We start from the raw sequence: 26,614 nt of genomic DNA, 5'->3' as shown, positions 1-26,614 counted from the left end.
CACTTTTTTGTATATTTTGGCCAAGTTGTGGCAAATATGCCGGCAAAACCTTTATTTATTGGGTGTTATAACCTTCTGAACCTGCAACTTATCTAATATTGGTCTGCGATCGGGCAAAAGTTTTTTCCAGAGAAAATAAGAGGGTTTTGACCAGAGCGATCGCAATCCAATGTGGATAATATTCCCCCAAAATTTTAAGTAGCAGATCGCTTGTGCCGCTCAGACTTCTCTTTCCAAAGCAATAATTCTTGCATTAGCTTTCTAGCCCCTTGACAACCAATAATACATATACTACATTAATAATACAAGTCAACTTTCATTAGGGAGTTAGCTTTCACCAGTAGCGGATAGCTCAAATGACAGAGCGCCCACCTTGCCCGGAAAGGCCGACATATCGAGGGTTATCGTATATAACTAAAACACCCTTGATTAAACTTCTGGAGGTGCAGGTAAAAATCCTGTTCCGCTACACCAAATTCAATGCTGTTAGCAGTAGCGAGGCGGTTTAGCCCGTCCTGAAATTTAAATTTTGAATTTTGAATTTTGAATTTTCATGTGGTGGGTAGCTCAGTGGTTAGAGCGCCTAAACCTTATTCACCCCTTGCCTGAAAAGGCCGACGAATTGAGGGTTATCGCCTGCCAAGCGGGAGGTCGCGGGTTCGATTCCCGCTCCACTACACCAATTAATTTTAGATTTTGGACTTCGGCTCCTTTCGGCAACTCTTGGAGACGCTCTTGCGTTCGCTCAAGGCAAGTCGCTCAGTCGAACGATTTGAGATTTTGGATTGAATTTAAAATCTCAAATCAAAAATTTCATGTGGCGGGTAGCTCAGTGGTAGAGCGCTAAACATCCTTGTTCACCCCTTGCCTGAAAAGGCCGACGAATTAGGGTTATCGAATCGGGTTCGAGAGGTCGCAGGTTCAAATCCCGCTCCGCTACACCAAATAATTTTGGATTAAATTTAAAATCCAAAATCCAAAATCCAAAATTTTCATGTGGCAGGTAGCTCAGTTGGTACGCCGAAAAACATCCTTGTTCACACCTTGCCTGAGAAGTCCGACGAATTAGGGTTATCGCCTCTTAAGCCGGATGTCGCGGGTACCCTACGGGAAGCAAGCTACGATTCCTGCTCTGCCACCTTTCATTTTTGCCCGTAAGGGCCGGGAGATGAAACGATGAATTATAATTTTTTCACTAAAAAGAAAACAACTACACCTCAAAATCAACCTATCCCCGGACGAGAAGCAGAAATGGTTCAGGGGCGTTCCGGTGGCTGGATGTTTGATGCTGGCATTTGGAAGATGCTACGCCGTTGTTTGTTAGTTGGCACAGCAAAAAGCACTTACTACGCTGGAAAACAGGAATTAACTGAGGATTTTGTGACAGTTGTAAGACTTGCTGTTGCCGAAAATCCTGGCCGTGTAGCAGAAGAAATTTTGTATGCTAGCGATGGACGCGCCATCAATAACAGTGCGCCTATCTTAGCTTTGGTGCTGCTGTCGATGGGCGAAGCACCAGAAGCAAAACAGGCGTTTGGTGAAATATTTCCGCAAGTTGTCCGCACTGGTAGCCACTTCTACGAATGGTTGAACTACACCAAATCTCTGCGGGGATTTGGCAAGGTGGTGCGGGAAGCAGGTAAAACTTGGCTCTCACGGGAAGATGTCAAGGGTTTAGCTTATCAACTGTTGAAATATCAACAGCGTCAAGGCTTCTCCCACCGAGATGCATTGCGGTTGTTTCATGTCAAACCGCCTACAGAAAATCACCGTCAACTATTTGAGTGGGTAGTTAGAGGCTGGGAAGAATTGCCAGCAGACATTCCCTCGGAGGCGTTGGCGCAGATTTGGTGGTATGAGTGGCTGAAGCGGAATCCTACCCAAACCCATGAAGCTATTTCCCAAGGACGCTTAACCCACGAAATGGCTGCACCTGTGGGCAAAATGGACGAGCTTGCTTGGCAGCTGCTATTTCAGGAAATGCCAATAGGTGCAATGCTGCGTAACTTAGGTTCTTTAACTGAACTGGGTGTGTTGCAAGCTGATGAAAGCGCAAATTTGCTGCAAGTGGAAACAGTTCTTAATCGCAGAGAACATCTGCGTAAAGGTCGCATCCATCCGATTGATGTTTTGAAAGCACTCAAAACTTATCAATCTGGTGGAACATTAGGACGCAGTAAGAAAACTTGGAACCCAGTTCCTCGGATTGTGGACATTTTAGAAAAGGCGGTTGAACTGTCTTTTGATGTTGTGCAACCCACAGGTAAAGTGTTCATGCACGCCGTGGACGTTTCTGGTTCTATGGGTAGCTTGGTTGCAGATATGGGACTGACTTGCTGTGAAATTGCCACGACAATGGCACTGGTAACAGCAAAAGCAGAGAAAAATTACATGATTCGCGGCTTTGCTACGGAATTCCGGGAATTAGGTATCACCGTCAAAGATAGTTTTAGTTCTGCGGTTCGCAAAGCTAGCAACCAAAACTTCGGTGGAACTGATGCATCTGTGGCTTACGACTGGATGATTAAGAATAAGTTCAAGGCAGATGTAGTCTGCTTCTGGACTGACTCGGAAAGCTGGGCGGGAAATAAGCATCCAAGTCAAGCGCTGAAGGAGTACCGCAAAAAGGTAAATCCCAACGTCAAGGCGGTGTATGTCACCTTGATACCTTACCAGATTACTTTGGTAGATCCTGAAGATTCGCTGTCTTGGGATTTGGCAGGGTTTGATCCGGGTACGCCTCGGATCATCCAGATGCTGGCTACGGATGAGTTGTAGATATTGCTGAAGGGTAAAGGATGAAACATTTTATCCTTCAGACTTCATGGCGGGTTACCCTTATTCGCAACTTGCCTTTCGGGGCCGAAGAATTTAGGGTTATCGGTTACGTCTCCACCATGTGGGGATTAGCGGGTTCAATCCCCGCACCCGCCTTTGTTTTTGATTTTTACCTCACGCAAAGAAGAAGGCGATTTAATTTTTGAATGGTCGTTTTTCTATTTCAGCGATGGGTAAGAGTAGGGTGTCTTCAATGTGCGATCGCACCTCAGAAGATACATCACAAAGACTATTTAAGCAATACACCATCAGCTTATTAGCTTTGTAATACTGCCTTAGTAGTTTCTTTTGCTCATCATCAAAATACCATTTTGGCCTAAGTTTAGACTTATTTAAAAGATAACTGTAACAGGTCTTTGAGGGGATTTCGTCTTGAACTATATCTTTAGTTTTACAATTATCTAGTATACTAGTTTCCATAATTGTTTTTTTGTAATCATCTATATTTAAATTAAATATATAATTCCCTATATTATAACCTTCTAGGTAACTTTTACCCCAACTATCTCTAATTTTTTGAAGTTCATTATTTTGTATTAGCCTATCAATTTCTTCATTTTCAACTTCTTCTGCAATTCTAATCTCAGTAATAAGTTTTGAAATAGGTTCAACAAAAATCCTATAGTGATAATTTAATTGCTCAATATTATGCCTATACACTTCTCCTCTAATATTATCTAAAATATTGATATTGTATATCATCTGTTTAAAAAAATATTTATAACTTCCTTTTTTTTCTTTACCTAATACTAAATTAAAGCATTTAACATAAAGACAAATGTATGTTCCTTCTAAAAAACCAAGTTCTATCCCTGCTGTGAGACAATCTTGACGAGATTTGTTGCAATATATATCAAAAGTATATTCAAGAGTACAAGCTAAATTAGAGTATTCTTGATCATTGTCAAAAGAATAATTGCTCAAACCAAGATTAAGGTAAATAAAAAAACCTAAATAGAAAGCCCTAAATCCTGCTTTTTTATAATCTTGAGATATAAAGAATAATTTTTTATTTATCCAGACAAGTAAATTTTGTAAATGCTGATGTGATTCAATTATTGAATCTACTTGCTTTTTAATTAAAAATAAGCTTTCATCATTCGACTCCCTAAGTAAATTAAATCTATCTACAGCTTCTACACGAATCATTGTATGCAGATAATATCCATCTTCATTGAATTTTACCAAGGAACTACTGCATAAATCATCAATTACCCGTTGTCGGCGATTTTTTGGGACGTCCCAAAGCAAAGAAAATAGCCATATTTCTGGTACAGTAATATCTTGATTGGGGTAAAATCCAAAACGGCAGAGAAGTTTATAAGCCTGTATATTATCATTTTTGATTTTATCAAACTGACGTTGAACAAGTTGTTCTATAGTCCTATGTCTTAATATATTTTCACGATTGTCCTGCCAGTAAACTTTTAAATTCCCTTGAGCTTCTTTGAAAATCTCAGGACTAAGGATAAACATAGCCTCAGCATTTCCGCCATAGGCTTGATGCATTTCACTAAGAGCATCATCATCTATACTAATTTTGCAAGTTTTAAAATACTGTTGCCATGATTCTTGCTTCAATCCATCCAACTCATAATTCGTAAAAGGTTGAAGACGTTTTACTGTATGCTCATAAATTTGCTCACGGCTTGTGACAAGCGTTACCGACTGCACACTTTTATCAGCTAGTACGGTTAATAGTTCTACATAAGAGCTATGATGTGGTTCTATAAACTTGCCATTTCTCAAAGCAGGTTCTAGATTATCAATTAATACGCCGATTCTTTGTTCTTGGAGCTTGCTTTTAAATTGCTCCAGCATAGTCATAAAGTTTTGCTCTGGATTCATTTTAAAGTCATTTCTGAGCTTGAGCCTTACCCAATCTTCTACTGAGTTTAGGTTTTGGGGTGTCGTTCCTACCCGCAGTTCAAGATACTCTAAACCTTGAAGCTCAAACCATTTTCTAGCCAAGGTTGTTTTACCTATGCCACCCTCTGCCTGAATTAGAATAACTTTGACACCTCCGTTAACCAGATTACTGAGGTGTGCGATCGCATCCTCACGCCCCACAAAATCAGTATTTTCAGATATCGTTTTATCTTCACTGAAAATTTCAGTTTGTGGTAACTCTGAAGTATTTTGATTTAATAACTCAGGTTTGTACTTGGCAAATAAAGAAATCAATTCTGGAAGCTTTGAACGGCGTTCGTCTGGAAATTCATTATTTAAGCCAAATAACTTACAAATTTCTTCCCGATGTTTTCTAACAGTTGATTGCTTAATATACAAAGAATTAGCGATCGCTTCATCTTTTTCGTTAGCCAGTAGTTTCAGCAGTACCTCTCGCCGCCTTTCAGTTAAGCGATTAAATACTGCATTGAAATGTTGTTGATTCATAACTCTTAACGCATCACAACCACAGTACACATCTGTGTACTCTATATAGTCACAAAGACTCACAGCATGTGTATTAATTGTGTACTAGGCTAACGCAAAAGTTGATGTAGTAATTCACCACTCACAACTTATGAAATCTACATACATCAACGGACGATGCTACTATCAAGGCAATGGTGGCGTTCTTCTTCCTGCTGTCACCACAGTTTTAAAAGCGACACAGCCACCAAAATCTCTAGCCGTCCTTTCCTATTGGCGCAATAAAGTTGGCGATGCAGAAGCAAATCGAATTGCTGCTAACAGCCGCCGTCGAGGAAATGCCTTACATCAGTTGATTAAAGAATACCTGCAAGGTTACTCACCCAAACCTGACAGCAGCCTGATTCAGCCTTACTGGGATAGCGTTCAATCTGTGCTAAACCAACTTAGCGATGTTCAACTTGTTGAGGAAGCCGTGCCTAACTATAAGGAACTTTACGCCGGTAAAGTTGATTTAGTTGCCTGTTATCAAAATGTTCCGCATGTAATTGAATGGACTACAGCCGAGGAACCAAAACTGAGAATTGATAAGCTTTATGACAAGCCTTTACAACTAGCTGCTTATGGTGGTGCAATTAACCGATACTGTAGCGATCGCCTTTTTAACTCCAAAATTAACCATGCTCTTATCGTTGTAGCCTTGCCAGGTGAAGAAGCAGAGATTTTTGAATTTGACCGTGCAAGGCTAATTCATGTCTGGCATCAATGGCTTAATCGGCTGAATTTTTTTTAGTGCAGTTGCTGCCTAAAAGTGCGATCGCATACCCGCCCAAACTAGGCGTCGCAAATATTTACCTCTGGTAGAATAGACAAGATGCTTTTTTAGCAAGATGATGTAATATAACGTAGCAATATTCAGGCGATCGCTGTTCCTTTTGGATGTAATTGCTATTAAGGCGGCAATCTGCTACATATCAGCCTGGTTTCATCCAAATTTGTCCACCTAAAGACAGTAGATGAAGTTCTGTCTGAGTAACTATAAGGGATGAAATAGCTCTGCTTTCCAAAAAGTGAAAAAGGAACAGATTTTTATGACATTTGATTACGACTTGTTTGTCATTGGTGCTGGGCCTGGGGGATTGGCAGCAGCTAAAAAAGCAGCTAGTTACGGAGTCCGTGTAGCTGTTGCTGAACAAGAAGCCATCGGTGGAACGTGTGTAAATCGCGGTTGCGTTCCCAAAAAACTGATTGTTTACGCCGCTGACTTCGCCCTGCAAAATCAAATAGCGCAGAGTTATGGGTGGAGTGACTGTCAAACATACTTTGACTGGACATTATTTATTAAGTCAGTACACCAGCATATTGACAAGATTAACCAATCCTATTTTCAGCAATTGGACAAAGCTGGAATTGAACTAATTTCTCAACATGCCACTTTCATCGATACCCATACTATCAATATTGATGGACGCAAAGTTACAGCAGACAAAATTTTAATTGCTGTGGGAGGACAACCCCTCAAGCCCCAAATCCCAGGTATAGAATACGCCATCACATCCCGCGAGATGTTTCAGCTGCCTTATCTGCCGAAACGTTTAGCAGTCATTGGCGGCGGCTACATTGGTGTAGAATTTTCCAGCATGATGCACGCTTTTGGCTGCGAGGTGACGCTAATTGAAAAACACGAGATGATTTTATCGGGGTTTGATAATGACATTCGCTCTGCGGTACAACAAGGTTTGAGCAAACGGGGAATTAAGTTGTTCACCAACAGCACCAGTCAAGAAATCAAATTCTCAGAAGAAGGTTTGTTGTTAACTATTACTGGTGAGAACCGAGAAATAATTATAGCAGATACCATCTTAGTAGCCACAGGTTACGCTCCAAATACCAAGAATCTTGGTTTGGAAAATGCCCATGTTGAACTTGGTGAAGACGGTGCAATTAAAGTAGATGAATACAGCCGCAGCAGTCAAGAAAACATTTTTGCTGTGGGTGACTGCACCAGCCGTGTGCAATTGACTCCAGTGGCTAAGGCAGAAGGTATTGCCTTTGCCGATACAGTTTTTGGGAACAAGCCGCAAAAACTGAATTATGATTATGTGCCCACTGCTGTTTTTTGCCGTCCAGAAGCGGCTAGTGTGGGAATGACAGAAGCGAAAGCACGCGAAAAATTTGGTGAATCTGTACAATGTTACTGCACCCAGTTCCAACCACTGTTGTATCAGTTAATCGAACAGAATGAGCCAACTACTATGAAGATAGTCTTAAATGGTGATTCTGGGCAAGTTTTGGGTGCTCATATGGTGGGTGAACACGCAGCAGATATCATTCAAAGTCTTGGCGTGGCAATTCGCAAGGGCATTACCAAAGAAGATTTGGATGAAACAATAGCCATTCATCCGACGACAGGAGAAGAATTCTTGTCCTTAAATTAAAATCACGTGCAGGATTGAGTGAAGAAAACACTGAACAGAGAAGGGGGCGGGGTGTATGGGAGAAAATTCTTCTTCTCTGCTCCCCGCCCTTATGCCTAATTATTCTTAGGGAACTCCAAAAATTAAATTATCCAATACAACTATCAGATTCTGCTTCCCCTGCTCAAGAACAGCTTCGACAGCAATTGGATATTTTTTTATTTGTCAGTCTCTTGTCCTTCTGAACAAGATTTTGTGGGAGTGCCTAAATCGTCTAAAGTATTCATTAATGAGTCATCCTGTGGCATAAGGTATCTGCTTTGGGAATTTACAACATCATTAAAAGCTTCAAGAGCTTCAAGATCCTTAAGAGCCTCTGATGCAGACTGATATCGCTGTTTAAAGTCATCCAGCACCATTTTACTGAGAATCTGAGCTAGGGAGTGGCTCACCTGGGAGCGTAGTTTACCGCCGTAGGCATCGCTCCATTTTATCTCTCCATCAGCATCTCTATCTAGCTCACGGGGTGCTATACCAGTCAAGGCTTTAATTCCAACCATACCGACTGCATAGATATCACTACTGTAGTGTGGCCGCCCAAAACATTGCTCGCTTGGTGCGTAACCCTGAGTACCAATGCCAATGGTGAAGGGGGTTTGCTCTTGATGATCAAGCTGTTTTGTGCTGACTTCTTTGACAGCTCCAAAGTCAATCAGTACTAGTTTACCGTCTGAATGTCGCCGGATGATATTGCTGGGTTTAATATCCCGGTGAATCACGTTGTTTTTATGGACAAATATTAATGTTTGCAATAAGTCCCTGACAATTTTGATAACTGCAACTTCTTCAATTGCTCTACCTGTTGGGAGTTCTTGATTTAAAGGATGACCAATTATCTGTTCTTGCACTAAATAAAATTCTTCATCTTCTTCAAAATACGCTAAAAGTTGAGGAATTTGACTGTGCGTTCCCAATTTTTCTAGTGTTTGCGCCTCTGAGTTAAATAAACGTCTGGCAAGTTGCAAGGCTTCTGGTTTGGTGCTGGCTGGTTTTAGTTGCTTGACAACACATCGCGGATTACCAGGACGTTGGGTATCTACGGCAATGTAGGTTTCGCTGAATCCACCGGAACCGAGAACTTTGACAATTTTGTAGCGTTGAGCCAGGACTTTCCCTGATAAGGCTAAATCTCGTTGCTGGATTAGGTCTTGTAAGTCATCTTGTTGGCTAATAATTTCTTGGACAACGGGGGAAGTTTTATACTTCTGAAATATATCTAATAATTGCCGTTTTTTAATACTTTCCCTGACCAATGAGGTTGTCAGATAGGAAAGTCCAGTCATCGCGATCGCGATCATTGGTAAAGTAGTAGGGAAAATTAACTCACTATAGACAAATAACCCATAACTAATTCCTACCCAAGTGCCAGAAAGGGCGAGGCTATATAGAAATCTATTAATACTACGTTTGCGTCTGCTAATCATCAAGGCTGTACTGCCAACTAGAATTAGCACAAACAAACCCCGCAATGGTGGACTGTTAATTCCTGGGGCGATCGCTTTACCTTGCATCAAAGTTGCGATCGCATTGGCGTGAATTTCTACGCCCGACATGGGTTGAGTGCTGTTGCTAGCAGCAACTGGATAATAATCATTGTTTAACTTATCTGTCGCACCAATCAGCACTATTTTGTCTTTGAAGACCTTTCCCTGTTGTAAATAGGTGTTCCAGTTTTCTGGGTCGAGTACATGCCAAAAGGGTATTTGCTCAAATGTACCCGCAGGCCCCCAAAAATAAATGCGATCGCCCTTTGGTTGAGGATAATTTACTTGTGCTGCCCTAAGCGCTGCTTCATCAAAAGAAGGTAGCTTCTCGATCAAATTATCTTCAGCTAGCAACTTAGAAAACTCACTCGCCAATCGAGCAACTTTACCATCTACCTCTACGGGGAAATTAACTGAGCCAATGGACACTGACCCTTTACGAAACATCTGTTGTGGGTCTATGAGTTGTATAAAAGACCCTTGGTGCGTCTGGGAATTTTCGTAGACGGCTGCTAAGGTAACTTTGCTGCCATATTTTTGTAATACTGCCTGGAGTTGGCGATCGTCAGTAACTCCATAACTGCTTTGCGTGTCAAAAAGGACATCCACCGCTACAGAGCGGACACCGGCTTTGATTAACTTTGTGATTACCTGAGCATATGCAGCACGTTTATAAGGATAAGATTTCAGTGTTTCTAGGTAGGCATACTGTTTCGGATTTGTTTTATAGTACTGTTCGGGAACTGATATTGACTGATCGTCTATTGCTAAAATTACGATGTCTTGTGGAGGCACAATCGACCCACGCAATTGAAAAAAGCCAGAAAGCGCCTTATTTTCCATCACTTGAACCAAGTCCCCACCAGAAGCACTCAGCACTCCTGCACTGATTGCCCAAGCACCAGCGAGGAGATGACCTAAGCGAACCATCCACCTAGATTGGCGAGCCGATGCTGTTGAGGTTACTTTTGTCGGTTTACTTAAGTGTTTATTGGCAGCAGAGACATAGTTTTTAGTTAAGGTAGATGTAGGTTCTTCTGCCATATCGTGTTACTGATTGATTTAAGTCCAACACTTTTATTTATTCAGACCACGTTTTAGTACAAGCACATTCAAATAAGACTTAAATGATAATCTTATACATTTGTAAAGTATCTTCTATTCATCAACAAAATTTTATTGGCACTAGTCCCCAAGAGATTCCTACTCAGGTAGTGCTTAAGTTATTCTTTTCCTGTTGAGTGAGTTACAAGTAGTAATTGTCTCACTGATCAGACCCGGATATACTTCGCCTCTGCACTTGGTTGCGGCAAGATTTTACCCTCGCCTAACCAACAACTACGCTCTTAACTGGGTGTTTTACCAGAAGCTGTCCCAAGTCCGTCTTCTGTCTTTAGCGCAATATTGGTACTTCCCACAAAGCGTGTCCTGATACTGACAGCAAAACTTATAGATAGGCATTAATTTATATCCTACCCTAAGCTTATGCTATACCTCTTTAGGAGTAAACTTTAATGTTATACAGCGATAAATGCTGTTACTGGTTGAATTTTATTGGTAGATTTTGATCACTGGGTGGCTCTTGGAGTGCCGGAGGTGAATAAGGTTTAGCACCCAGGATCTCAGCTCCAATGTTGCATCCGTTTTGATGCCTTGAAAGCGGTAGGATAAAACCTATAGATGAAGAGCTACTTTATAGATATTAGCAAACTTGCTATTTGAAAATTGCTATAATCTATTGTTCCATCTAAATTCATTTATATATATTAGGTGTAAATTTGTATGGGTTCTCCAATGAATCGTCTGTCTATTTTTGTAGACGGAAACAATATGTTCTATGCTCAACAAAAAAATGGCTGGTTTTTTGACCCGCGGCGAGTCTTAGAATACTTAAAACATGAGCAATCAGAAACAACCTTAATTAATGCATTCTGGTACACTGGTTTAAAAGACCCACAAGATCAGCGAGGTTTTAGAGATGCTCTAATTAGTCTGGGATATACAGTCCGAACTAAAATTCTTAAAGAATACTATGATGATACTTCTGGTCGCTACTCCCAAAAAGCGAATTTAGATATTGAAATTGTTGTAGATATGTTTAATACAGTAGACCAGTATGACCGAGTAGTATTATTCAGTGGCGATGGAGATTTTGAAAGAGCAATCGAATTATTACGCTCAAAAAATACACATATTACGGTAGTATCAACAGAAGGAATGATAGCTAGAGAGCTACGCAATGCTACTGACAGATATATAGATTTAAATGATATCAGAGATCAAATAGAAAAAACCGAAGGTTAGTAGCCTTAGCAATTATTTACAAAGGTAAGAGTAAAAGAAAAACTAAGGTTGAAGATATTTTGAGCTACAAGTAACAACTAAACAACAAACGGCAAATGACAAACAAAACTGATCGAATCATTATTTTTGATACTACACTGCGAGATGGAGAGCAATGTCCCGGAGCGACTCTGAATATAGACGAAAAGCTAGTTATTGCCAAGCAATTAGCGCGTCTAGGCGTGGATATAATTGAGGCAGGCTTTGCCTTTGCTAGTCCTGGAGATTTTGAAGCAGTTAAGAAAATTTCCCAAATTGTGGGGACAGAAAATGGCCCAGTAATTTGCAGTTTGGCAAGAGCGATTAAAGGAGATATTGAAGCAGCCGCAGAAGCGTTAAAACCAGCAGTTAACGCCAGAATTCACACATTTATTTCGACTTCTGATATTCATTTAGAGTATCAGTTGCGGAAGTCACGGGCAGAAGTGCTAGCGATCGCCGAAGAAATGGTAGCATACGCCAAATCCTTCATGACAGATATAGAATTTTCACCAATGGATGCGGCTCGTACCGATCCAGAATTTCTTTACCAAGTGTTAGAGCGAGCGATCGCAGCTGGTGCAACAACAGTTAACATTCCCGATACAGTGGGTTACACAACCCCTAGCGAATTTGGAGCCATAATTAAGGGGATTATCGAAAATGTCCCCAACATCGACCAAGCGATTATTTCCGTTCACGGTCATAATGATTTAGGCTTGGCAGTTGCTAACTTCTTAGAAGCCGTCAAAAATGGCGCACGGCAACTAGAATGTACAATCAATGGGATTGGTGAACGCGCCGGAAATGCATCACTAGAAGAATTGGTAATGGCGCTGCATGTGCGGCGGCAATATTTTAATCCCTATCTCGGTAGACCAGAAGAATCTCAAGAATCCCTGACAAATATCGACACCCGGCAAATTTACAAAACCTCACGCTTAGTTTCTAATTTGACGGGAATGTTAGTACAACCAAATAAAGCGATCGTTGGGGCAAATGCCTTTGCTCATGAGTCTGGGATTCACCAAGATGGTGTGTTAAAAAACAAACTCACTTATGAAATTATGGATGCCCAATTGATTGGCTTGACAGACAATCAAATAGTTTTGGGCAAACATTCAGGTAGAAATGCTTTCCGCACTCGGTTGAAAGAATTGGGCTTTGAACTGTCGGATACTGAGTTAAATAAAGCATTCGTCAGATTTAAAGAGGTAGCAGATAAAAAGAAAGAAATTTCTGATTGGGATTTAGAAGCGATCGTTAACGATGAAATCCAACAAGCGCCCGATTTGTTCCGGGTAGAGTTGGTGCAAGTTTCCTGTGGTAGCAATGCCAAACCCACCGCTACAGTCACCCTCCGCACCCCAGAAGGTGAAGAATTAACCGATGCTGCGATCGGGACTGGCCCAGTGGATGCAGTTTACAAAGCCATCAACCGGGTGGTAAATGTGCCCAACGAGTTGATTGAGTTTTCTGTGCAGTCAGTAACAGCTGGTATTGATGCCATTGGAGAAGTGACGATTCGTTTACGTTATGAATCTAGAGTGTTTTCTGGTCATGCAGCGAACACAGATATCATCGTGGCATCTGCTCAAGCTTATGTAAATGCCCTGAACAGGCTGTATGCTGCATTGCAAACTCAAGAAAAGCCAGAGAAAGTATCTGCACAGAAAGTATAAAAATATCTCTGTTGTGATTCGCAATTAGATGCAATACTGCATTAGATATCTTGCATAAGTTGAGATTTGTTAAATAGAACGACAGATAAACACAGAGAAATATAAGTGTTTATCTGTCGTTTATTTTGCTTTTATTCGCCTTTTTGCATGAATGTACAGACGTTGCAATGCAACATCTCTATACACCGAAAAATACCACGAATAACTTTAACTGAACGATATTGCATTATAAATATTTTTTACTTTTTCAGATTTTTAGATTTACTTTATATCCATAAAACTTTATCATCAAAAATGATGTTTATAGTCAGTCAGCTGGTATGAGTAGCGAAAAAACTACAGAATTGCCGCTCTGGGTACAAGATAGAGATATAGTCATTGCTCATGATGAAGAAGTACAGTGGCGAGAAGGAATACGCCCAGATTATTCTTACACCAATGAATTTCTTCATCAGGAAAGCAAATTTCAGCATCCAGAAGGTTCTTTAGAAGCGATCGCCCAAAATTTAGTCCGCACTTTTGAGATGGAAGCTTCTAATAAATCTAATCCCCAACAGTGGCTTTCGATTGTTACTGATAAGTTTAGAATGAGTAGCAATGGCGAAGAAAAATACACTGCTGAAGATGTTGCAGTTCAAGGTACTTATAACTTATTTTTGGGTGAAAGTGAGCAGTACAGATCAAATTCAGAAACTTTTGAATCTTCAGTTCAAGTTTTTCATAATACTTTTCGTAATGGCTTTCTTTGGGAATTAACAGAAGTGCTTTCGGGCCCGCCTAATGTTACTTTTAAGTGGCGACATTGGGGAACATTTAATGGTTCCTATAAAGACTATGCACCTACGGGAGAAACAGTAGAAGTGGTGGGAGTTAGTATTGCTCGCGTGACTGAAGATTTAAAAATTGAATTTTTAGAGCATTATTTTGATAAGAGTGCCTTTCTTCAGAAATTAACCGCAGGCGGTTGTCCCTTCCATTCCCAAAATCAGAACAGTCACTAATGTTTTTCTGGTAGTCAAATAGTTCGCTCGATCAGCGCTTTTAGTAAACAAACAGGAGCGCTTATCGAGTAAAACTGGTTTAGATAAGCTTTGCCTTAGACATTGCTTATGCTTGATCAGCATTATAATTTAAACGCATCATGATTTTTTCTGGCTCTGTCAAATTCTTAAAACCATAACGGCGATAAAGTCCATGAGCATCTTTAGTGCCTAACATCCACCTTTGAACGTCTTGCAATTCTGGATAATCCAAAATATATTCTACAAACCATTTTCCTAGACCTTATCCTCGATAAGGCTCTAGAATAAAAACATCTTTTAACAACGCAGAAGTTGCATAATCAGTGATGACTCTCGCAAAGCCAACTTGCTGATTACCTTCATAAAGTCCAAAACATAAAGAATTATTTATTGCCTTTTCTACGGTGGCTAATAAGATGTTTTCAGCCCAATAGGAAGTTTGTAAAAAATCATGAATCATTTGAACATCTAATTTATATTTATCGGTATTGATGTAAAATTTATGTTTTAATTCTTCGTTCATTTGCCTGAATCTTTTATTTAATATATTAATGTGTAATAATTAATTCTAATTCATTCTTGCAGTCAGTGCGTTGCAACCTAAGATGATGAAATTACTGAACCTTTAGCTAGATAACAAAGGCTATATTCAGTGTTCAAGGATATGGGTGCATGTATTATTGATTATGAATCAGCCGACAACAAAATCTTGGCAAGAAGTTCGCGCAGCTTTTCATAAAATCTGGGGTTATGAAGATTTTCGTCCACCACAGGGAGAAATTGTCAGCAGTTTATTAGCACAAAAAGATACACTGATTATTATGCCCACAGGTGGAGGTAAGTCGATTTGTTTTCAACTTCCCGCACTGCTACAAACAGGATTAACTTTGGTAGTTTCACCCTTGGTGGCATTGATGGAAAATCAAGTACAGGAACTACGAGAAAGCCACCAGAAAGCTGCACTTTTACATAGTGAATTGTCTTCATCTCAACGCCGTGCAACTCTGCAAGCTTTAGAACGTCAACAGCTAAGATTACTTTATTTATCGCCAGAAACTTTGCTAAGTGCGCCAGTCTGGGAAAGATTATGTCAGCCGCAATTGCAAATTAATGGCTTAATTTTGGATGAAGCTCATTGTTTAGTGCAGTGGGGTGATACTTTTCGCCCAGCTTATCGCAGATTAGGGGCGGTGCGTCCTGCACTACTAAAATCAAAACCACCGGGAACAAAAATTAGTATTGCTGCTTTTACCGCTACTGCTGACCCCTCAGCCCAAAAGATTATTCAAACAGTTTTACAATTACAGCAACCAGAGATTTTCCGTTTGAATCCCTACCGTCCTAATTTGCATCCCAGCATTCGCATCGCTTGGACACCACGGGGGAGGAAACAACAATTATTAAAGTTTATTCAAAATAGACCGCAACAATCGGGATTAGTTTACGTTCGCACTCGGAGAGATAGTGAAGATTTAGCCCAATGGTTAGCAGAGATGGGTTATGCTACAGCTAGTTATCATGCGGGATTAGGTGCAACAGAACGCCGTGCGGTAGAAGCAAGCTGGTTAAGTGGCAAAATACCCTTTGTTGTGTGTACCTGTGCGTTTGGTATGGGGATAAATAAATCTGATGTGCGTTGGGTTGCCCACTTTCACGCACCACATCTGCTGTCTGAATATGTGCAAGAAATTGGCCGGGCTGGAAGGGATGGGAAACCGGCAGAAGCTTTGACGTTGGTGAGTGAACCTACAGGGTGGTTAGATTCAGGGGATAAGCAAAGACAGCAGTTTTTTCAAGAACAAATGCGATCGCAACAACAAATAGCGCAGCAACTTGTGAAAAAATTACCAAAACAGGGAGAAGTGAATGTAGTGACGCGACAATTTTCCGAAGGTGCGACGGCGCTGGCTTTACTCCACAGCAGTGGTCAGTTAAACTGGCTTGATCCTTTCCATTACAACATTGAGCAAAAAGCGGGAAATCAGCCAGCGACGCAATTACACGCCGCTAAACAGATGCATCAATATCTGACAACTAAGCAGTGTCGTTGGCAGTTTTTGTTAAATGCTTTTGGTTTTGATAAAGAAGCAGCTAACTGGCGTTGCGGACATTGCGACAATTGCCGCTAAACTGTCTTGTTCTCTGTCACCTGTCCCCTATCCAATAGGTTTAGTTCAGGATTGTTACTGTAAATTTACAACAGTTTTCATTTAATTGAACCACACATGTTGTAAGGGCACAGCAATGCTCATGGGTATCAACTTAAGCCAAAACTCCTTTAAAACCTCGTTTTCAGCCAGAGGCTGGAAATGCAAATCAATTGCGGTGCCGCGAGTAAGGGAGGCGGAGCCTCAGAATAGGCATTCCCAGTCAGAGACTGGGAACGAGGTAAAGACTTATGGGCGAATATCGAAGACTCGTGGGCGAGTATCAAAGACTCATCGGCGAGTATCAAAGACTCGTGGGCGAGTATCAAAGACTCATCAGCGAATATAAAAGACTCATTCACAAGTTTTGCTTCTCGCTGAGAGTTTCTCAAATCGCGATTGCCTTTATTCTTCGTTAACCGAATTCAAAAACCTTTACTCATCGGTCAAGGTGCAAATGATCCACGGGTGAAACAATCAGAAAGTGATCAAATTGTCAACGCAATGCAACAGGCTGGTTTACCAGTGCAATATGCACTTTACAGCGATGAAGGACATGGTTTTGCCAGACCAGAAAATCGCTTGCACTTTTTTGCGATCGCTGAAGAGTTTCTCGCCAAATACTTAGATGGTAGGTTTGAATTTTTGGGAGATATCCCTGGTCATTCAGAAATAGTTAAATAAAGTCTTAAAAGGGTGGTTAGTGTTATTCACCAACCACCTTAATATTTTCAATCTAGTAAACGTGTACACCAAGAGGTCAGTGTAGCAAAACACAAAAATATTACACCCTGTTTTTTGCCTTATTCATACTCAACTTTTGCTCGAAGTGCTATATCGAAGGCTTCAAAATGTGACAAATCTTCAGCCCCCCATAGTTCACCGTTATTAATACCCTCTGGTTGTAATACGTTACAAATAGGCGGATTTAAAAAGATAGGTTTTTTTAGGGTCATACACCAAACATCAGATCTTTCATAACCATAACTATTTTGTAGTCAACAAGACTTTCTCCTAGCAGGTGTAAATCTTTGTCGGCGGCAAAGCTTTTTTCATCATATTTCAAAACCTTTTCAACAGTTATCCATCCTACAATTGAGTAAGGAGAAAATGTTTTCTCCTTAAATTCATAAGAGGCTATATATTTTTTACCTTCTTCTGAATTATCAAAGTCCAATGTGTGAATTAGTAGCGTACTATCCCTATAGTTTAATTCGTGATTCATGGGATAAAATATTATTAATGTTGTGTACTCACCTATCAACAAACCTAGAGCCTCTTCAATGGATAGAGAAACAGCTAAATGTCTGTAAAAACCTCGGTGGTGATAAGCAGAATATTCATTAGGATTGACACGAGTAACTTGAGTATAAAAATCTTTTATATACTGTGAAAAATTTAACTTTGAATTTTTCGGCTTATAGTTTTCCGTTATATTTTTTAACGTAGTTAAATAAGTACAGGCTTCAGAGGATTCTTTGATACGCATAAAGCCAAATCCAAAATTTCCACAAAATCTTTTGAATTCATTAAACTGTTTTGAATTCAATAGTTGAGGCGGCTCTATTAAATAACCAGTACCAAAAGCATCATAAAAATGACTATTTACATAATCATTTATAACTATTTCTTCACAAATAAATTTAGACCAAAGGTAATATTGTTTTGGGTTGTTACCTATACCTAATATCAAAAAAATTGTATCGCCTACTGTATTCAACACGGCTCTTTTATTAGTTGATATACCAGGCAAAATTTCCTCATAATCATATGTTTCAATTAGGGATTCATCAAGAATCATTTCAACAGGTACGTAACCTAGAACATTGTAATTATGGTATTGAACCCAAAATTTAGGTTCAGAATCAATTTCCTTTTTCTTTCGGGCAGGTGTCCAAATATTACAGTTATATTCTGGGTCAATTGTATTTATCCAGAATAGTTCTCTTTCCAGCAGTTTATCTTCTGTGCATTCTTCAATAATTTTAAAATCAAATAAACCTGTTTTTCCGGGTGTAGTTACTACCTCTTTTAGCTCATATTTTAAAAAGGCATATCTCAGAGGATAACTTCCCATTTCTAAGACATTTGGCTTATCCAACCCTCTTGTATGTTCTTTCCATCTCCTGTATATGTTTCGTGATTGTCCAATATAAGACTTACCATTAACAGTATTTGAAATCTGATAAATACCACAAACCATGTTTGTTCTCCTTTCTGAAAAGACTCAATTGCCGCCTCAGCTTCAGGCAGTTAAATTTTCCACCATCAGAGTTTAGTATTCCCATAGTCTTTAGATATTTATCACCAACAGTAACCTCACGATCTAATCCCGTCAATTGGGCTATATCCACGCTGAGTTAGCTAGAGTTAGTATACTAAGAATCACTTGTGCAACAAAAATTTTTGTATGCACTCGAAAATTTACGAGCCACTACCAGGCAAAAAACTGCGTGATCGCACCTCTCAAATCACTTGCTCTGTCTGCTTTTTAACCGCATTGCTTTATCCAGCATTGAGTACTTCCTCTGTGGTTAGCTGTAATTCTCTTAAAATAGTAGAAGCGATCACAGAGGATTTTCTCGCCAAATACTTAGGTGGGAGATTTGAACCTACTCTGATGCTCAGACTCTTCTTTTTGCAAGAGAAAATCGAGATAGTCTTGTAATTGCAACAGCCTCGCTCCAGATAGCTGGCGTAACTTGGCTAAAATGATTTCTTCTTGCTGCCACTGGGCAATGGGGATAATTTGAGATACTGGTACTTCGATAGTTATATGGGGCAGATCAAACCCTTCCAGACTATACCCGTCTTCTTCCCCTTCAGGCATGGGATAATGTTCCACAATTGTTGCAACACTCCCGCGTTTCAGGTTGTATTCTGGTAAATCCTGCGCTAAGGCAACTTGAGAGAATAGGGGATGCTGTACCTTCATGAGTTGGCTCCTTGATCTGGCACTAAGGTGACAAATTTGGTTGTATCGTTTGCAACCATCCAAATGGTTAAGATATTGAGTTCAACGCCATTAATTCCTCGCAGACACGCACGAATGATATACTTATGACCATAGCGAGTTGTTTCAATCCCCTCAGCAGGTTGCGTTAAAACTTGAGCGCGTAGATCCCGTTCCAGTTGTTGCCATTTGTCTAGTGTGTACCCAGCCCTAGCCAAAAATTTAGATTTATCGTCTTTTGGCAACGGCACAAGCAGATACTTGGTTAGCTTTTCTTCTGCGATTATTGCATCCTGCGGTAAAAAGGCCATCGGCTCATGGCATGAATTTTGGGTAGTAATTATTGATTAGATTTTACTGTTCGAGATGATGAAAGTTTGAAAAGCGATCGCACCTCTCAAATCACTTCGTCTGTCGATCTTCATTAGCTTTGCCAAAAGAAACGACTTCGACAACTAATGCCGGAGGTGGCATATCTAAAGTGATTGTGGATCGCGGCAGTTAGTAGTGCTAACCGCTCTTCAATTCGCTCTTGTAGTTGTGGCTGTCGTCCCACCAATCGCTTAAATGCTCGTTTAAACGATGATGCCAGAACTACAGTTCTCACTTGCGTAACTCATCTATTATTTGAGTAACGGTTCCACGGAGCACTTTACCCGCCTGGTATTCTACCTGTGCTTGAACAATATTAGCCGCAATTGCATCACGCCGCCGTTCTGCCAGTCGATGACGGATCAGATCAATTAGTGCTTCTTGTTCATCTACTGATAAGTCTTCGACGCTTTCTAGAACTTGGTCAAACCTAGAGAGTTGAGTCATTATTATTGCCTTTGTTGCAACTATTACCTTTAACTAAAATTGCTCCAAAAACCGCAAATCGCTAGCATACAAGCGACGAATGTCATCGATTTGATGTAACACCATTGCAAAGCGTTCTACACCAAAACCGGCAGCAAACCCTGTATAAATTTCTGGGTCATAACCCACAGATTTAAGTACATTTGGATCGACCATACCGCAGCCCATCACCTCTAGCCAGCGCCCATTCCACTGCAAATCCACCTCAGCAGAAGGTTCGGTAAACGGGAAATAACTGGCGCGGAAGCGAATTGGTAACTCGCCAAATATTGCTTGCAAAAATACCTTAATTGTGCCCTTGAGGTCTGTAAAAGTTAGTCCCTCATCAATGGCTAAAAGTTCTATTTGATGGAAAACTGCTGAGTGAGTTGCGTCTACATTATCTCGCCGATAAACTCGCCCTGGAGCCACAACCCGAATCGGTGGTTCCTCTCTTTCCATGTAACGAATTTGCACCGATGAGGTATGAGTCCGTAAAAGATTACCATCTGGAAGGTAGAAGGTATCCTGCATATCACGGGCGGGGTGGTCAGGCGGGGTATTCAGAGCCTCGAAATTGTAGTAATCTGTTTCCATCTCTGGCCCTTGAGCCACGGTGTAGCCCATACCGACAAAGATATCCAGCGCCCGGTCGATAATACCATTGAGGGGATGAATGCGACCTTGGGGGCTGTAAATTCCCGGCATAGTTACATCCAGAGTCTCCGCCTCTAGCTGTACCTGAATTTGTACAGCTTCCAGGGTGGCACGTTGCTGGTCTAGACTAGTTTGCAGGGATTCTTTAACTGTATTGGCGATCGCTCCAATTTTTGGTCGTTCCTCTGCGCTCATTTGCCCCATACTTCGCAACAGTGCCCCCAGTTCCCCTTTCTTACCCAGATAGTTAACTCTAAGTTCCTCCAGACGTTCTAGGGTATCAGTGGCTGCGATCGCTTTTTCTCCTTCTTGCCGCAGTGCTAAAAGTTGAGCTTCTAAATTGCTAGTCATTAGTTATTAGTCATTGGTCATTAGTCATTAGTCTATAGTACAAAAGCTGTGAACTGCTCGATAAATCAACTTACAGCTATGCGATTAACATTAGCCAAAGGTGAGAGTCGAAACCAAACTTCTGTTTATCAGTTAGAGACGATTGGGCTAGTACCGCAAGGCGGAAGTCAAAAATCAAAAGTCAAAAGTCAAAATGAATACAGCGTAGGCGTTTCGTTGATTTGGAATGGGTTGTTTATTTCCGCCGCGCTGTACTAGTACAGCAGGCGCATAAATCCAGCTAACATCTCAATTAACCAGACAAGTTGCTCTGAGCAACTTGTTAAAGGTAAGCAAACTGACGCCACAGTGTACTAGTGAGTATAGATGTTTTTTTGCTGCCTGTGACCTCCGACATTGACAAATGGCTAATAACAAATAACTAATAATTAATGACCAATGACCAATGACTATGAAATTACTAATTAGCAACGATGACGGCATTTCTGCCTTGGGTATCCGTACCCTAGCCAACTACTTGGCAGAGGCAGGTCATGATGTGAGTGTAGTTTGCCCAGATCGAGAGCGATCAGCAACTGGACATGGATTAACTCTACACCAACCAATTCGCGCCGAAATTGTTGAAGAGATTTTTCATCCTGCTGTCAAAGCTTGGGCTTGCGATGGTACACCTTCAGATTGCGTCAAATTGGCGCTGTGGGCTTTGCTAGATAGTCCCCCTGATTTGGTTCTCTCTGGCATTAATCAAGGTGCGAATTTGGGAACTGAAATCTTGTATTCCGGCACTGTTTCGGCGGCAATGGAAGGTCTAATTGAAGGCATTCCCAGTGTAGCGCTAAGTCTTATTAGTCACACATCTAAAGACTTTCAACCTGCTGCTAAGTTTGCCAAAATTCTCGTAGACCAGTTAGCCCAAAAACCGCTGCCAGATTTGATGCTACTCAACGTCAATATTCCTGCTGTTAAGTGGGAAGAAATTGCCGGAGTTACTCTTACCCGTCAAGGAGTGCGGCGTTACATTGATGTGTTTGATAAACGAGTTGATCCTCGTGGAAAAACGTACTACTGGTTAACCGGAGAGGTAATTGAGGAAGTAGAACCTCCAACCGGATTAAATCTGCCTCAAAATGTACCTACAGACGTGTACGTTGTCCGTAAAAACTATATCAGTATTACCCCGTTACAATATAATCTTACTTACGTAACTGGACTAGATAAATTGTCTGAGTTGGAATTCAAGTTTTCGTGAATCATTTGATTAATCAGGATAAAACTGGGGTTATTCAAATGCATCACAGAAAAATGTAGGCTATAACGTAGGGGCGCTCTTGAAATAACTGATACACATCCATCCCAAGAAATTGATAATTTTACTTGAGAGTATTTTATCCACATTTACACAATTAGCCAGAAACAGGGTATGCTGTTTTACCAAGAAATCCTTCCTCTACCAAAATCGGTGAGACAGCATAAACTTAGACAAAATAAGTAGCAATTTTTAATTTATCGCCCGCTCAGTCCAGCAAGCAACACCCATGTCTAGGATAGAGAACCAGTTTACCGTACAATTTTGGGGCGTTCGCGGCAGCATCCCCAGTCCAGGGCCACACACCGTTCGTTACGGCGGTAATACCCCTTGCATATCAATGCAAGCGGGCGATAAACGCTTAATTTTCGATGCTGGCACGGGACTACATGTTTTGGGGCAATCTTTGTTGTGCCAAATGCCGTTAGAAGCTCATATATTTTTTACTCACTCTCACTGGGATCACATGCAGGGTTTTCCCTTCTTTACCCCAGGATTTGTGAAGGGGAATAACTTTCATATCTACGGCGCGATCGCTCCTGATGGCTCTAGCATAGAACAGCGCCTCAATGACCAGATGTTGCACCCGAACTTTCCTGTACCCTTGCAGATTATGCAAGCCAATTTAAATTTCTATGACATTCGACCGGGGCAACCAATACACATCGATGACGTTACTGTAGAAACAGCACCTTTAAACCACCCAGGTGAAGCCGTAGGATACCGCGTCAACTGGCGTGGTGGTGCTGCTGCTTATATTACTGATACCGAGCATTTTCCCGACCGACTCGATGACAATGTGCTGTGGCTAGCTCGTAATGCTGACATTTTGATTTACGATTCCACCTATACAGACGAAGAATACCATAGCCCAAAAACCCCAAAAATTGGCTGGGGACATTCTACCTGGCAAGAAGCAGTGAAAGTGGCACAAGCTGCTAACGTCAAAACTCTGGCGATTTACCACCACGACCCCGCGCACAATGACGACTTTTTAGATCATATAGGGAAACAAGCATCTGCGGAATTTCCTGGGGCTATCATGGCACGGGAAGGAATCGTACTCCAGGTTCCCACCTCAGTTTCTTTATCAGAATCTTTTCCTGTTAGTAAGTTTTCTACCTAAAGATTGCGATCAGAGGAATTGGAGATTTTAGATTAGATTGGTGATCAGAAGCTTTCAGCGCGAGAGCGTACTTGTTGGCTGCATGGTGAGACAGCGCCGACCACAGAATAGGAGCGACAACAGGAGGACACACTTTATAGCACCAACACAGCCCAGATACTTACAGACGCCCTCTCTTGCGGCTGATGGGAGGATAAAACCTTGTTGCAGTCTCAACACGAAACTAGGCTTTTGGCTGATAGTTAAAAGGAGTGAGATTAACACCCTGGCTGATAGCATAAGACCTCATGGGCAGTTGGTGGAAGTTCAGATCGTCTACAAAAGCTGTCCTCCTCAAGGCGGTTTACCATAAGGTAGCTTCCTGCTGATAGCTAAAATAAACCTAAAATCTCAGAATCCACGTGCTAAATTTGTCTAAAAATGGGTGTTCTATGTGGGTTGCTTCTTCGAGCGAAGGGCTGCTAATGCCTACTGCTGTTGCCCTTGGCAAGTTTGATGGTGTTCATCTTGGTCATCAAAGGGTAATTCAACCAGTCTTGCACGCTGGTGGTCACTTGTCAGTAGCCACTAGTCCGCAGTCAAAGGAAAATCAACAACTAACAACTGACAACGGACAATTGACAAATAAAGAATATACCTACTCAACAGTTGTCACCTTTGACCCCCATCCACAGGAGTTTTTTACGGGGCAACCCCGGACTTTGTTAACACCACTGGATGAAAAAGTCCAACAATTGCGATCGCTTGGGGTAGAACAACTGGTACTACTACCCTTTGACAAAGAATTATCTGCCTTGACACCCGAAGAATTCGTACAAAGAATTCTCGTGCAACAACTGCGATGCCAGCAAATTAGTATAGGGGAAGATTTTTGTTTTGGCGAAAAGCGTAGTGGTACTGCCAAGGATTTGCAATTAATCGCCGCCAAGCACAATATCCCCGTTACCATTGTTCCTTTACAAACTTATACAGGTGACTCGCCCACCCAAAGCAATTGCGTCAGTACTACTCCGACTCAAGATGCCCGCATTAGCACTTCATTGATCCGCCAAACCCTTGAGCACGGCGACATCGAAAACGCAAATCTTCTACTAGGACGCCCCTACACTCTCATTGGTGTTGTCGTTCAAGGTCAACAATTAGGCAGAACCATTGGCTTTCCCACTGCCAACCTCCAACTACCAAAAGAAAAGTTCTTGCCCCACCAAGGAGTTTACGCTGTCCGCGTTTTCACTCTCAGTGAAACATCAGATGCTACTCCTAGTGAGAGCTTGGGCATAATGAATCTCGGTAACCGCCCAACTGTAAACGGTACTTATTCATCTGCAGAAGTACATTTATTCGATTGGTCTGGTGATTTATATGGTAAAAAACTGGCTGTGCAGCTAGTTAAATTTTTGCGCCCTGAACAAAAATTTTCTTCTCTAGAAGCTCTGAAAACACAAATTCAACTTGACTGTATTGTTGCTAAAGAAGTTTTGAGTGCTGGAGCGCAAAGTTAGGAGTAGAGACGCGATTAATCGCGTCTGTACAGGAGTTAGGAGTACAGACGCGATTAATCGCGTCTGTACAGGAGTTAGGGGTTAGGAGTGGGAACAATGTATTTAGGGAAATTGGGCATTGGGAATAATCCAGTCCCCAGTCTCCATTACCCATTCCCTATTCCCCACTCCCCGCACTGCATGAGAGAAAAAATTGACGTTTTAACACAAAATCTGGCTCTTACCATCGTTGGTAAAACTGAGGCAATACGCTTGGTGCTAGTAGCTCTGCTAGGTGGTGGTCATGCCCTCCTAGAAGATGTCCCTGGCGTTGGTAAAACCCTGCTCGCTAAATCCCTAGCTCGTTCTCTGGATGGCAAGTTTCAACGGCTACAATGCACCCCTGATTTACTGCCAACTGATATCACTGGCACCAACATCTGGAACCCAAAAAGCGGTGAATTTACTTTTCTTCCTGGGCCAGTCTTTGCGAATATCCTCCTAACTGATGAAATCAACCGTGCTACACCCCGCACTCAGTCAGCTTTACTGGAAGTCATGGAAGAGCATCAGGTAACAGTCGATGGTGTCTCTCGTGCAGTTCCCCAGCCCTTCTTTGTTATTGCCACTCAAAACCCTATCGAGTATCAAGGTACTTTTCCCCTGCCGGAAGCACAAATGGATCGATTTATGTTGTCGCTGAGTTTGGGCTATCCTTCCGAGGCAGAAGAACTCCAGATGCTGCAAAATTTCCAAAATGGTGTAAAGGTTGCTGATTTGCAGCCTTGTATTACCTTGGCAGAAGTACAGGAATTGCGTTACTTCTGCTCTCAAGTAAAAGTGGCAACCTCCTTGCAACAGTACATCCTCGAATTGGTACGGGCAACACGCCAAGATGAGGAAATAGCCCTTGGTGTCAGTCCGCGTGGCACATTAGCATTACAACGGGCTGCCCAAGCGCTAGCTTTTCTATTAGGGCGTGATTATGTCATTCCCGACGATGTGAAATTTCTCGTCCCCCACGTTCTTTGCCATCGCCTCATCCCTAGAGGAGGACGCAACGCCAGAACTGTTGTTGAGCGGTTATTGCGATCGGTTTCTATTCCTTAAGACTTGAGTTCAACGTGAGAAAAAGTCTCTTAAATAGGTAGAAACGGGAGCAATGCTCCAAAGTTAGATCGGGTTTTAATTCTCAGTTATGTAGCTATATTATCAATAAAAATAGCTATTTGGCTGCGATGCCTGCGGTGGTTACTGAGCGGGTGGTGAGCGCACTTGTACTGAGCGCAAAGTAACCAGTCCGTACCCTTACGGGGATCTTGCTAGCAAGAGCGTCTCCAAGAGTTGTGCGGGCTATGACGCTCGTTCGCCCCAGCGTGCCGTAGGCAAGACTCGCTAACGCAACTCTTAGAGACGCTGCGCGTAGCTTGCTTCCCCGTAGGGGTACGCTATCGGGGTTGTACTATTAAATAGGTGATTTATACCCCTAATTATTTAGCACCTGACTTTGGAGCACTGTTCTCGGCAGAAACTGAGTTTTATTCGGTGCGGGTTA

Annotated in this window: 24 protein-coding genes and 3 tRNA genes; 16 read left to right on the top strand and 11 right to left on the bottom strand. The window is 41.6% G+C overall.

What is annotated here, in order from left to right; translation table 11 throughout:
• The first annotated feature begins 340 nt into the window (after positions 1–340).
• The 4 genes from V7K46_RS01220 (at position 341) to V7K46_RS01205 (ending at position 2,778) form a co-directional block, all read left to right on the top strand.
• Positions 341–474: transfer RNA gene (locus V7K46_RS01220), tRNA-OTHER, on the top strand.
• A gap of 81 nt (positions 475–555) precedes the next feature.
• A tRNA-OTHER gene (locus tag V7K46_RS01215) sits at positions 556–682 on the top strand.
• 135 nt (positions 683–817) lie between these two features.
• Positions 818–944, top strand: a tRNA-OTHER gene (locus V7K46_RS01210).
• Positions 945–1,176: 232 nt separating this feature from the next.
• Positions 1,177–2,778: a TROVE domain-containing protein gene (locus V7K46_RS01205; protein ID WP_335110249.1), complete on the top strand. Its 1,602-nt coding sequence runs from the start codon at positions 1,177–1,179 to the stop codon at positions 2,776–2,778.
• Positions 2,779–2,973: 195 nt separating this feature from the next.
• Here V7K46_RS01205 and V7K46_RS01200 read toward each other — a convergent pair whose 3' ends face one another.
• Complete coding sequence (locus V7K46_RS01200) at positions 2,974–5,235, bottom strand: NACHT C-terminal helical domain 2-containing protein (RefSeq protein WP_335110247.1); 2,262 nt, start codon at positions 5,233–5,235, stop codon at positions 2,974–2,976.
• Between the two features lie 130 nt (positions 5,236–5,365).
• On the opposite strand from V7K46_RS01200, the gene V7K46_RS01195 reads away from it, so the two are divergent.
• Positions 5,366–6,007, top strand: a complete 642-nt coding sequence (locus V7K46_RS01195; RefSeq protein WP_335110245.1) for an exonuclease — start codon at positions 5,366–5,368, stop codon at positions 6,005–6,007.
• 298 nt (positions 6,008–6,305) lie between these two features.
• Positions 6,306–7,652 carry a glutathione-disulfide reductase gene (gene gorA / locus V7K46_RS01190; RefSeq protein WP_335110243.1) on the top strand — a complete coding sequence of 449 codons (1,347 nt, stop codon included), beginning with the start codon at positions 6,306–6,308 and terminating at the stop codon, positions 7,650–7,652.
• A gap of 197 nt (positions 7,653–7,849) precedes the next feature.
• On the opposite strand, the gene V7K46_RS01185 is transcribed toward gorA, so the two are convergent.
• Complete coding sequence (locus V7K46_RS01185) at positions 7,850–10,219, bottom strand: serine/threonine-protein kinase (protein WP_335110241.1); 2,370 nt, start codon at positions 10,217–10,219, stop codon at positions 7,850–7,852.
• 738 nt (positions 10,220–10,957) lie between these two features.
• Between V7K46_RS01185 and V7K46_RS01180 the strand changes: the two genes are divergently transcribed.
• The 3 genes from V7K46_RS01180 (at position 10,958) to V7K46_RS01170 (ending at position 14,180) form a co-directional block, all read left to right on the top strand.
• Entirely contained in the window at positions 10,958–11,479 is a 522-nt protein-coding gene (locus V7K46_RS01180) for a LabA-like NYN domain-containing protein (protein ID WP_273766051.1), read from the top strand.
• Between the two features lie 95 nt (positions 11,480–11,574).
• The gene (locus tag V7K46_RS01175) at positions 11,575–13,179 is read left to right on the top strand and encodes a 2-isopropylmalate synthase (protein ID WP_335110239.1); all 1,605 of its coding nucleotides are present in this window, start codon (positions 11,575–11,577) and stop codon (positions 13,177–13,179) included.
• Between the two features lie 320 nt (positions 13,180–13,499).
• Positions 13,500–14,180 (top strand): SnoaL-like polyketide cyclase, encoded by a 681-nt coding sequence (locus V7K46_RS01170; protein WP_335110234.1) that lies wholly within the window; start codon positions 13,500–13,502, stop codon positions 14,178–14,180.
• Between the two features lie 106 nt (positions 14,181–14,286).
• Here V7K46_RS01170 and V7K46_RS01165 read toward each other — a convergent pair whose 3' ends face one another.
• Together V7K46_RS01165 and V7K46_RS01160 are read right to left on the bottom strand one after the other, a co-directional pair.
• Positions 14,287–14,433 carry a hypothetical protein gene (locus tag V7K46_RS01165; protein ID WP_335110232.1) on the bottom strand — a complete coding sequence of 49 codons (147 nt, stop codon included), beginning with the start codon at positions 14,431–14,433 and terminating at the stop codon, positions 14,287–14,289.
• Positions 14,434–14,463: 30 nt separating this feature from the next.
• Positions 14,464–14,724: a hypothetical protein gene (locus V7K46_RS01160; protein ID WP_335110230.1), complete on the bottom strand. Its 261-nt coding sequence runs from the start codon at positions 14,722–14,724 to the stop codon at positions 14,464–14,466.
• A gap of 163 nt (positions 14,725–14,887) precedes the next feature.
• Here V7K46_RS01160 and V7K46_RS01155 point away from each other — a divergent pair, with 163 nt between their 5' ends.
• Positions 14,888–16,330 (top strand): RecQ family ATP-dependent DNA helicase, encoded by a 1,443-nt coding sequence (locus V7K46_RS01155; RefSeq protein WP_335110228.1) that lies wholly within the window; start codon positions 14,888–14,890, stop codon positions 16,328–16,330.
• A 149-nt stretch (positions 16,331–16,479) separates the two neighbouring features.
• Here V7K46_RS01155 and V7K46_RS01150 read toward each other — a convergent pair whose 3' ends face one another.
• Entirely contained in the window at positions 16,480–16,740 is a 261-nt protein-coding gene (locus V7K46_RS01150; RefSeq protein WP_335110226.1) for a hypothetical protein, read from the bottom strand.
• A 7-nt stretch (positions 16,741–16,747) separates the two neighbouring features.
• Between V7K46_RS01150 and V7K46_RS01145 the strand changes: the two genes are divergently transcribed.
• Complete coding sequence (locus tag V7K46_RS01145) at positions 16,748–17,032, top strand: alpha/beta hydrolase family protein (protein ID WP_335110224.1); 285 nt, start codon at positions 16,748–16,750, stop codon at positions 17,030–17,032.
• Between the two features lie 268 nt (positions 17,033–17,300).
• On the opposite strand, the gene V7K46_RS01140 is transcribed toward V7K46_RS01145, so the two are convergent.
• The 6 genes from V7K46_RS01140 to pheS all read right to left on the bottom strand — a co-directional run bounded on the left by V7K46_RS01140 (position 17,301) and on the right by pheS (position 21,146).
• Positions 17,301–18,551, bottom strand: a complete 1,251-nt coding sequence (locus tag V7K46_RS01140) for a GIY-YIG nuclease family protein (protein WP_335110222.1) — start codon at positions 18,549–18,551, stop codon at positions 17,301–17,303.
• 390 nt (positions 18,552–18,941) lie between these two features.
• Positions 18,942–19,283, bottom strand: coding sequence for a DUF4926 domain-containing protein (locus tag V7K46_RS01135; RefSeq protein WP_335110220.1), 342 nt, complete (start codon positions 19,281–19,283; stop codon positions 18,942–18,944).
• Positions 19,280–19,612 (bottom strand): DUF6883 domain-containing protein, encoded by a 333-nt coding sequence (locus V7K46_RS01130; RefSeq protein WP_335110218.1) that lies wholly within the window; start codon positions 19,610–19,612, stop codon positions 19,280–19,282. The genes V7K46_RS01135 and V7K46_RS01130 overlap by 4 nt, the downstream gene beginning before the upstream one ends.
• A 113-nt stretch (positions 19,613–19,725) precedes the next feature.
• Positions 19,726–19,908, bottom strand: coding sequence for a hypothetical protein (locus tag V7K46_RS31905; RefSeq protein ID WP_442939787.1), 183 nt, complete (start codon positions 19,906–19,908; stop codon positions 19,726–19,728).
• Positions 19,905–20,120, bottom strand: coding sequence for a hypothetical protein (locus tag V7K46_RS01120; RefSeq protein WP_335110216.1), 216 nt, complete (start codon positions 20,118–20,120; stop codon positions 19,905–19,907). The genes V7K46_RS31905 and V7K46_RS01120 overlap by 4 nt, the downstream gene beginning before the upstream one ends.
• 33 nt (positions 20,121–20,153) lie before the next feature.
• Complete coding sequence (pheS, locus tag V7K46_RS01115; RefSeq protein ID WP_335110214.1) at positions 20,154–21,146, bottom strand: phenylalanine--tRNA ligase subunit alpha; 993 nt, start codon at positions 21,144–21,146, stop codon at positions 20,154–20,156.
• Positions 21,147–21,224: 78 nt separating this feature from the next.
• On the opposite strand from pheS, the gene V7K46_RS01110 reads away from it, so the two are divergent.
• From V7K46_RS01110 to V7K46_RS01090, 5 genes are all read left to right on the top strand, one after another.
• The gene (locus V7K46_RS01110) at positions 21,225–21,404 is read left to right on the top strand and encodes a hypothetical protein (protein ID WP_335110212.1); all 180 of its coding nucleotides are present in this window, start codon (positions 21,225–21,227) and stop codon (positions 21,402–21,404) included.
• Positions 21,405–21,597: 193 nt separating this feature from the next.
• Entirely contained in the window at positions 21,598–22,395 is a 798-nt protein-coding gene (surE, locus tag V7K46_RS01105) for a 5'/3'-nucleotidase SurE (RefSeq protein WP_335110210.1), read from the top strand.
• A gap of 286 nt (positions 22,396–22,681) precedes the next feature.
• Positions 22,682–23,578 (top strand): MBL fold metallo-hydrolase, encoded by an 897-nt coding sequence (locus tag V7K46_RS01100; protein ID WP_335110208.1) that lies wholly within the window; start codon positions 22,682–22,684, stop codon positions 23,576–23,578.
• A 401-nt stretch (positions 23,579–23,979) separates the two neighbouring features.
• Positions 23,980–25,080 carry a bifunctional riboflavin kinase/FAD synthetase gene (locus tag V7K46_RS01095; RefSeq protein ID WP_335110206.1) on the top strand — a complete coding sequence of 367 codons (1,101 nt, stop codon included), beginning with the start codon at positions 23,980–23,982 and terminating at the stop codon, positions 25,078–25,080.
• A gap of 180 nt (positions 25,081–25,260) precedes the next feature.
• The gene (locus V7K46_RS01090; protein ID WP_335110204.1) at positions 25,261–26,169 is read left to right on the top strand and encodes an AAA family ATPase; all 909 of its coding nucleotides are present in this window, start codon (positions 25,261–25,263) and stop codon (positions 26,167–26,169) included.
• Positions 26,170–26,614 lie beyond the last annotated feature (445 nt).

This window comes from Nostoc sp. (assembly GCF_036917395.1).
GTDB lineage: Bacteria > Cyanobacteriota > Cyanobacteriia > Cyanobacteriales > Nostocaceae > Nostoc.
Note: the sequence above shows the minus strand (reverse complement) of the source record. Positions and strands in the feature narration are given on the sequence as shown.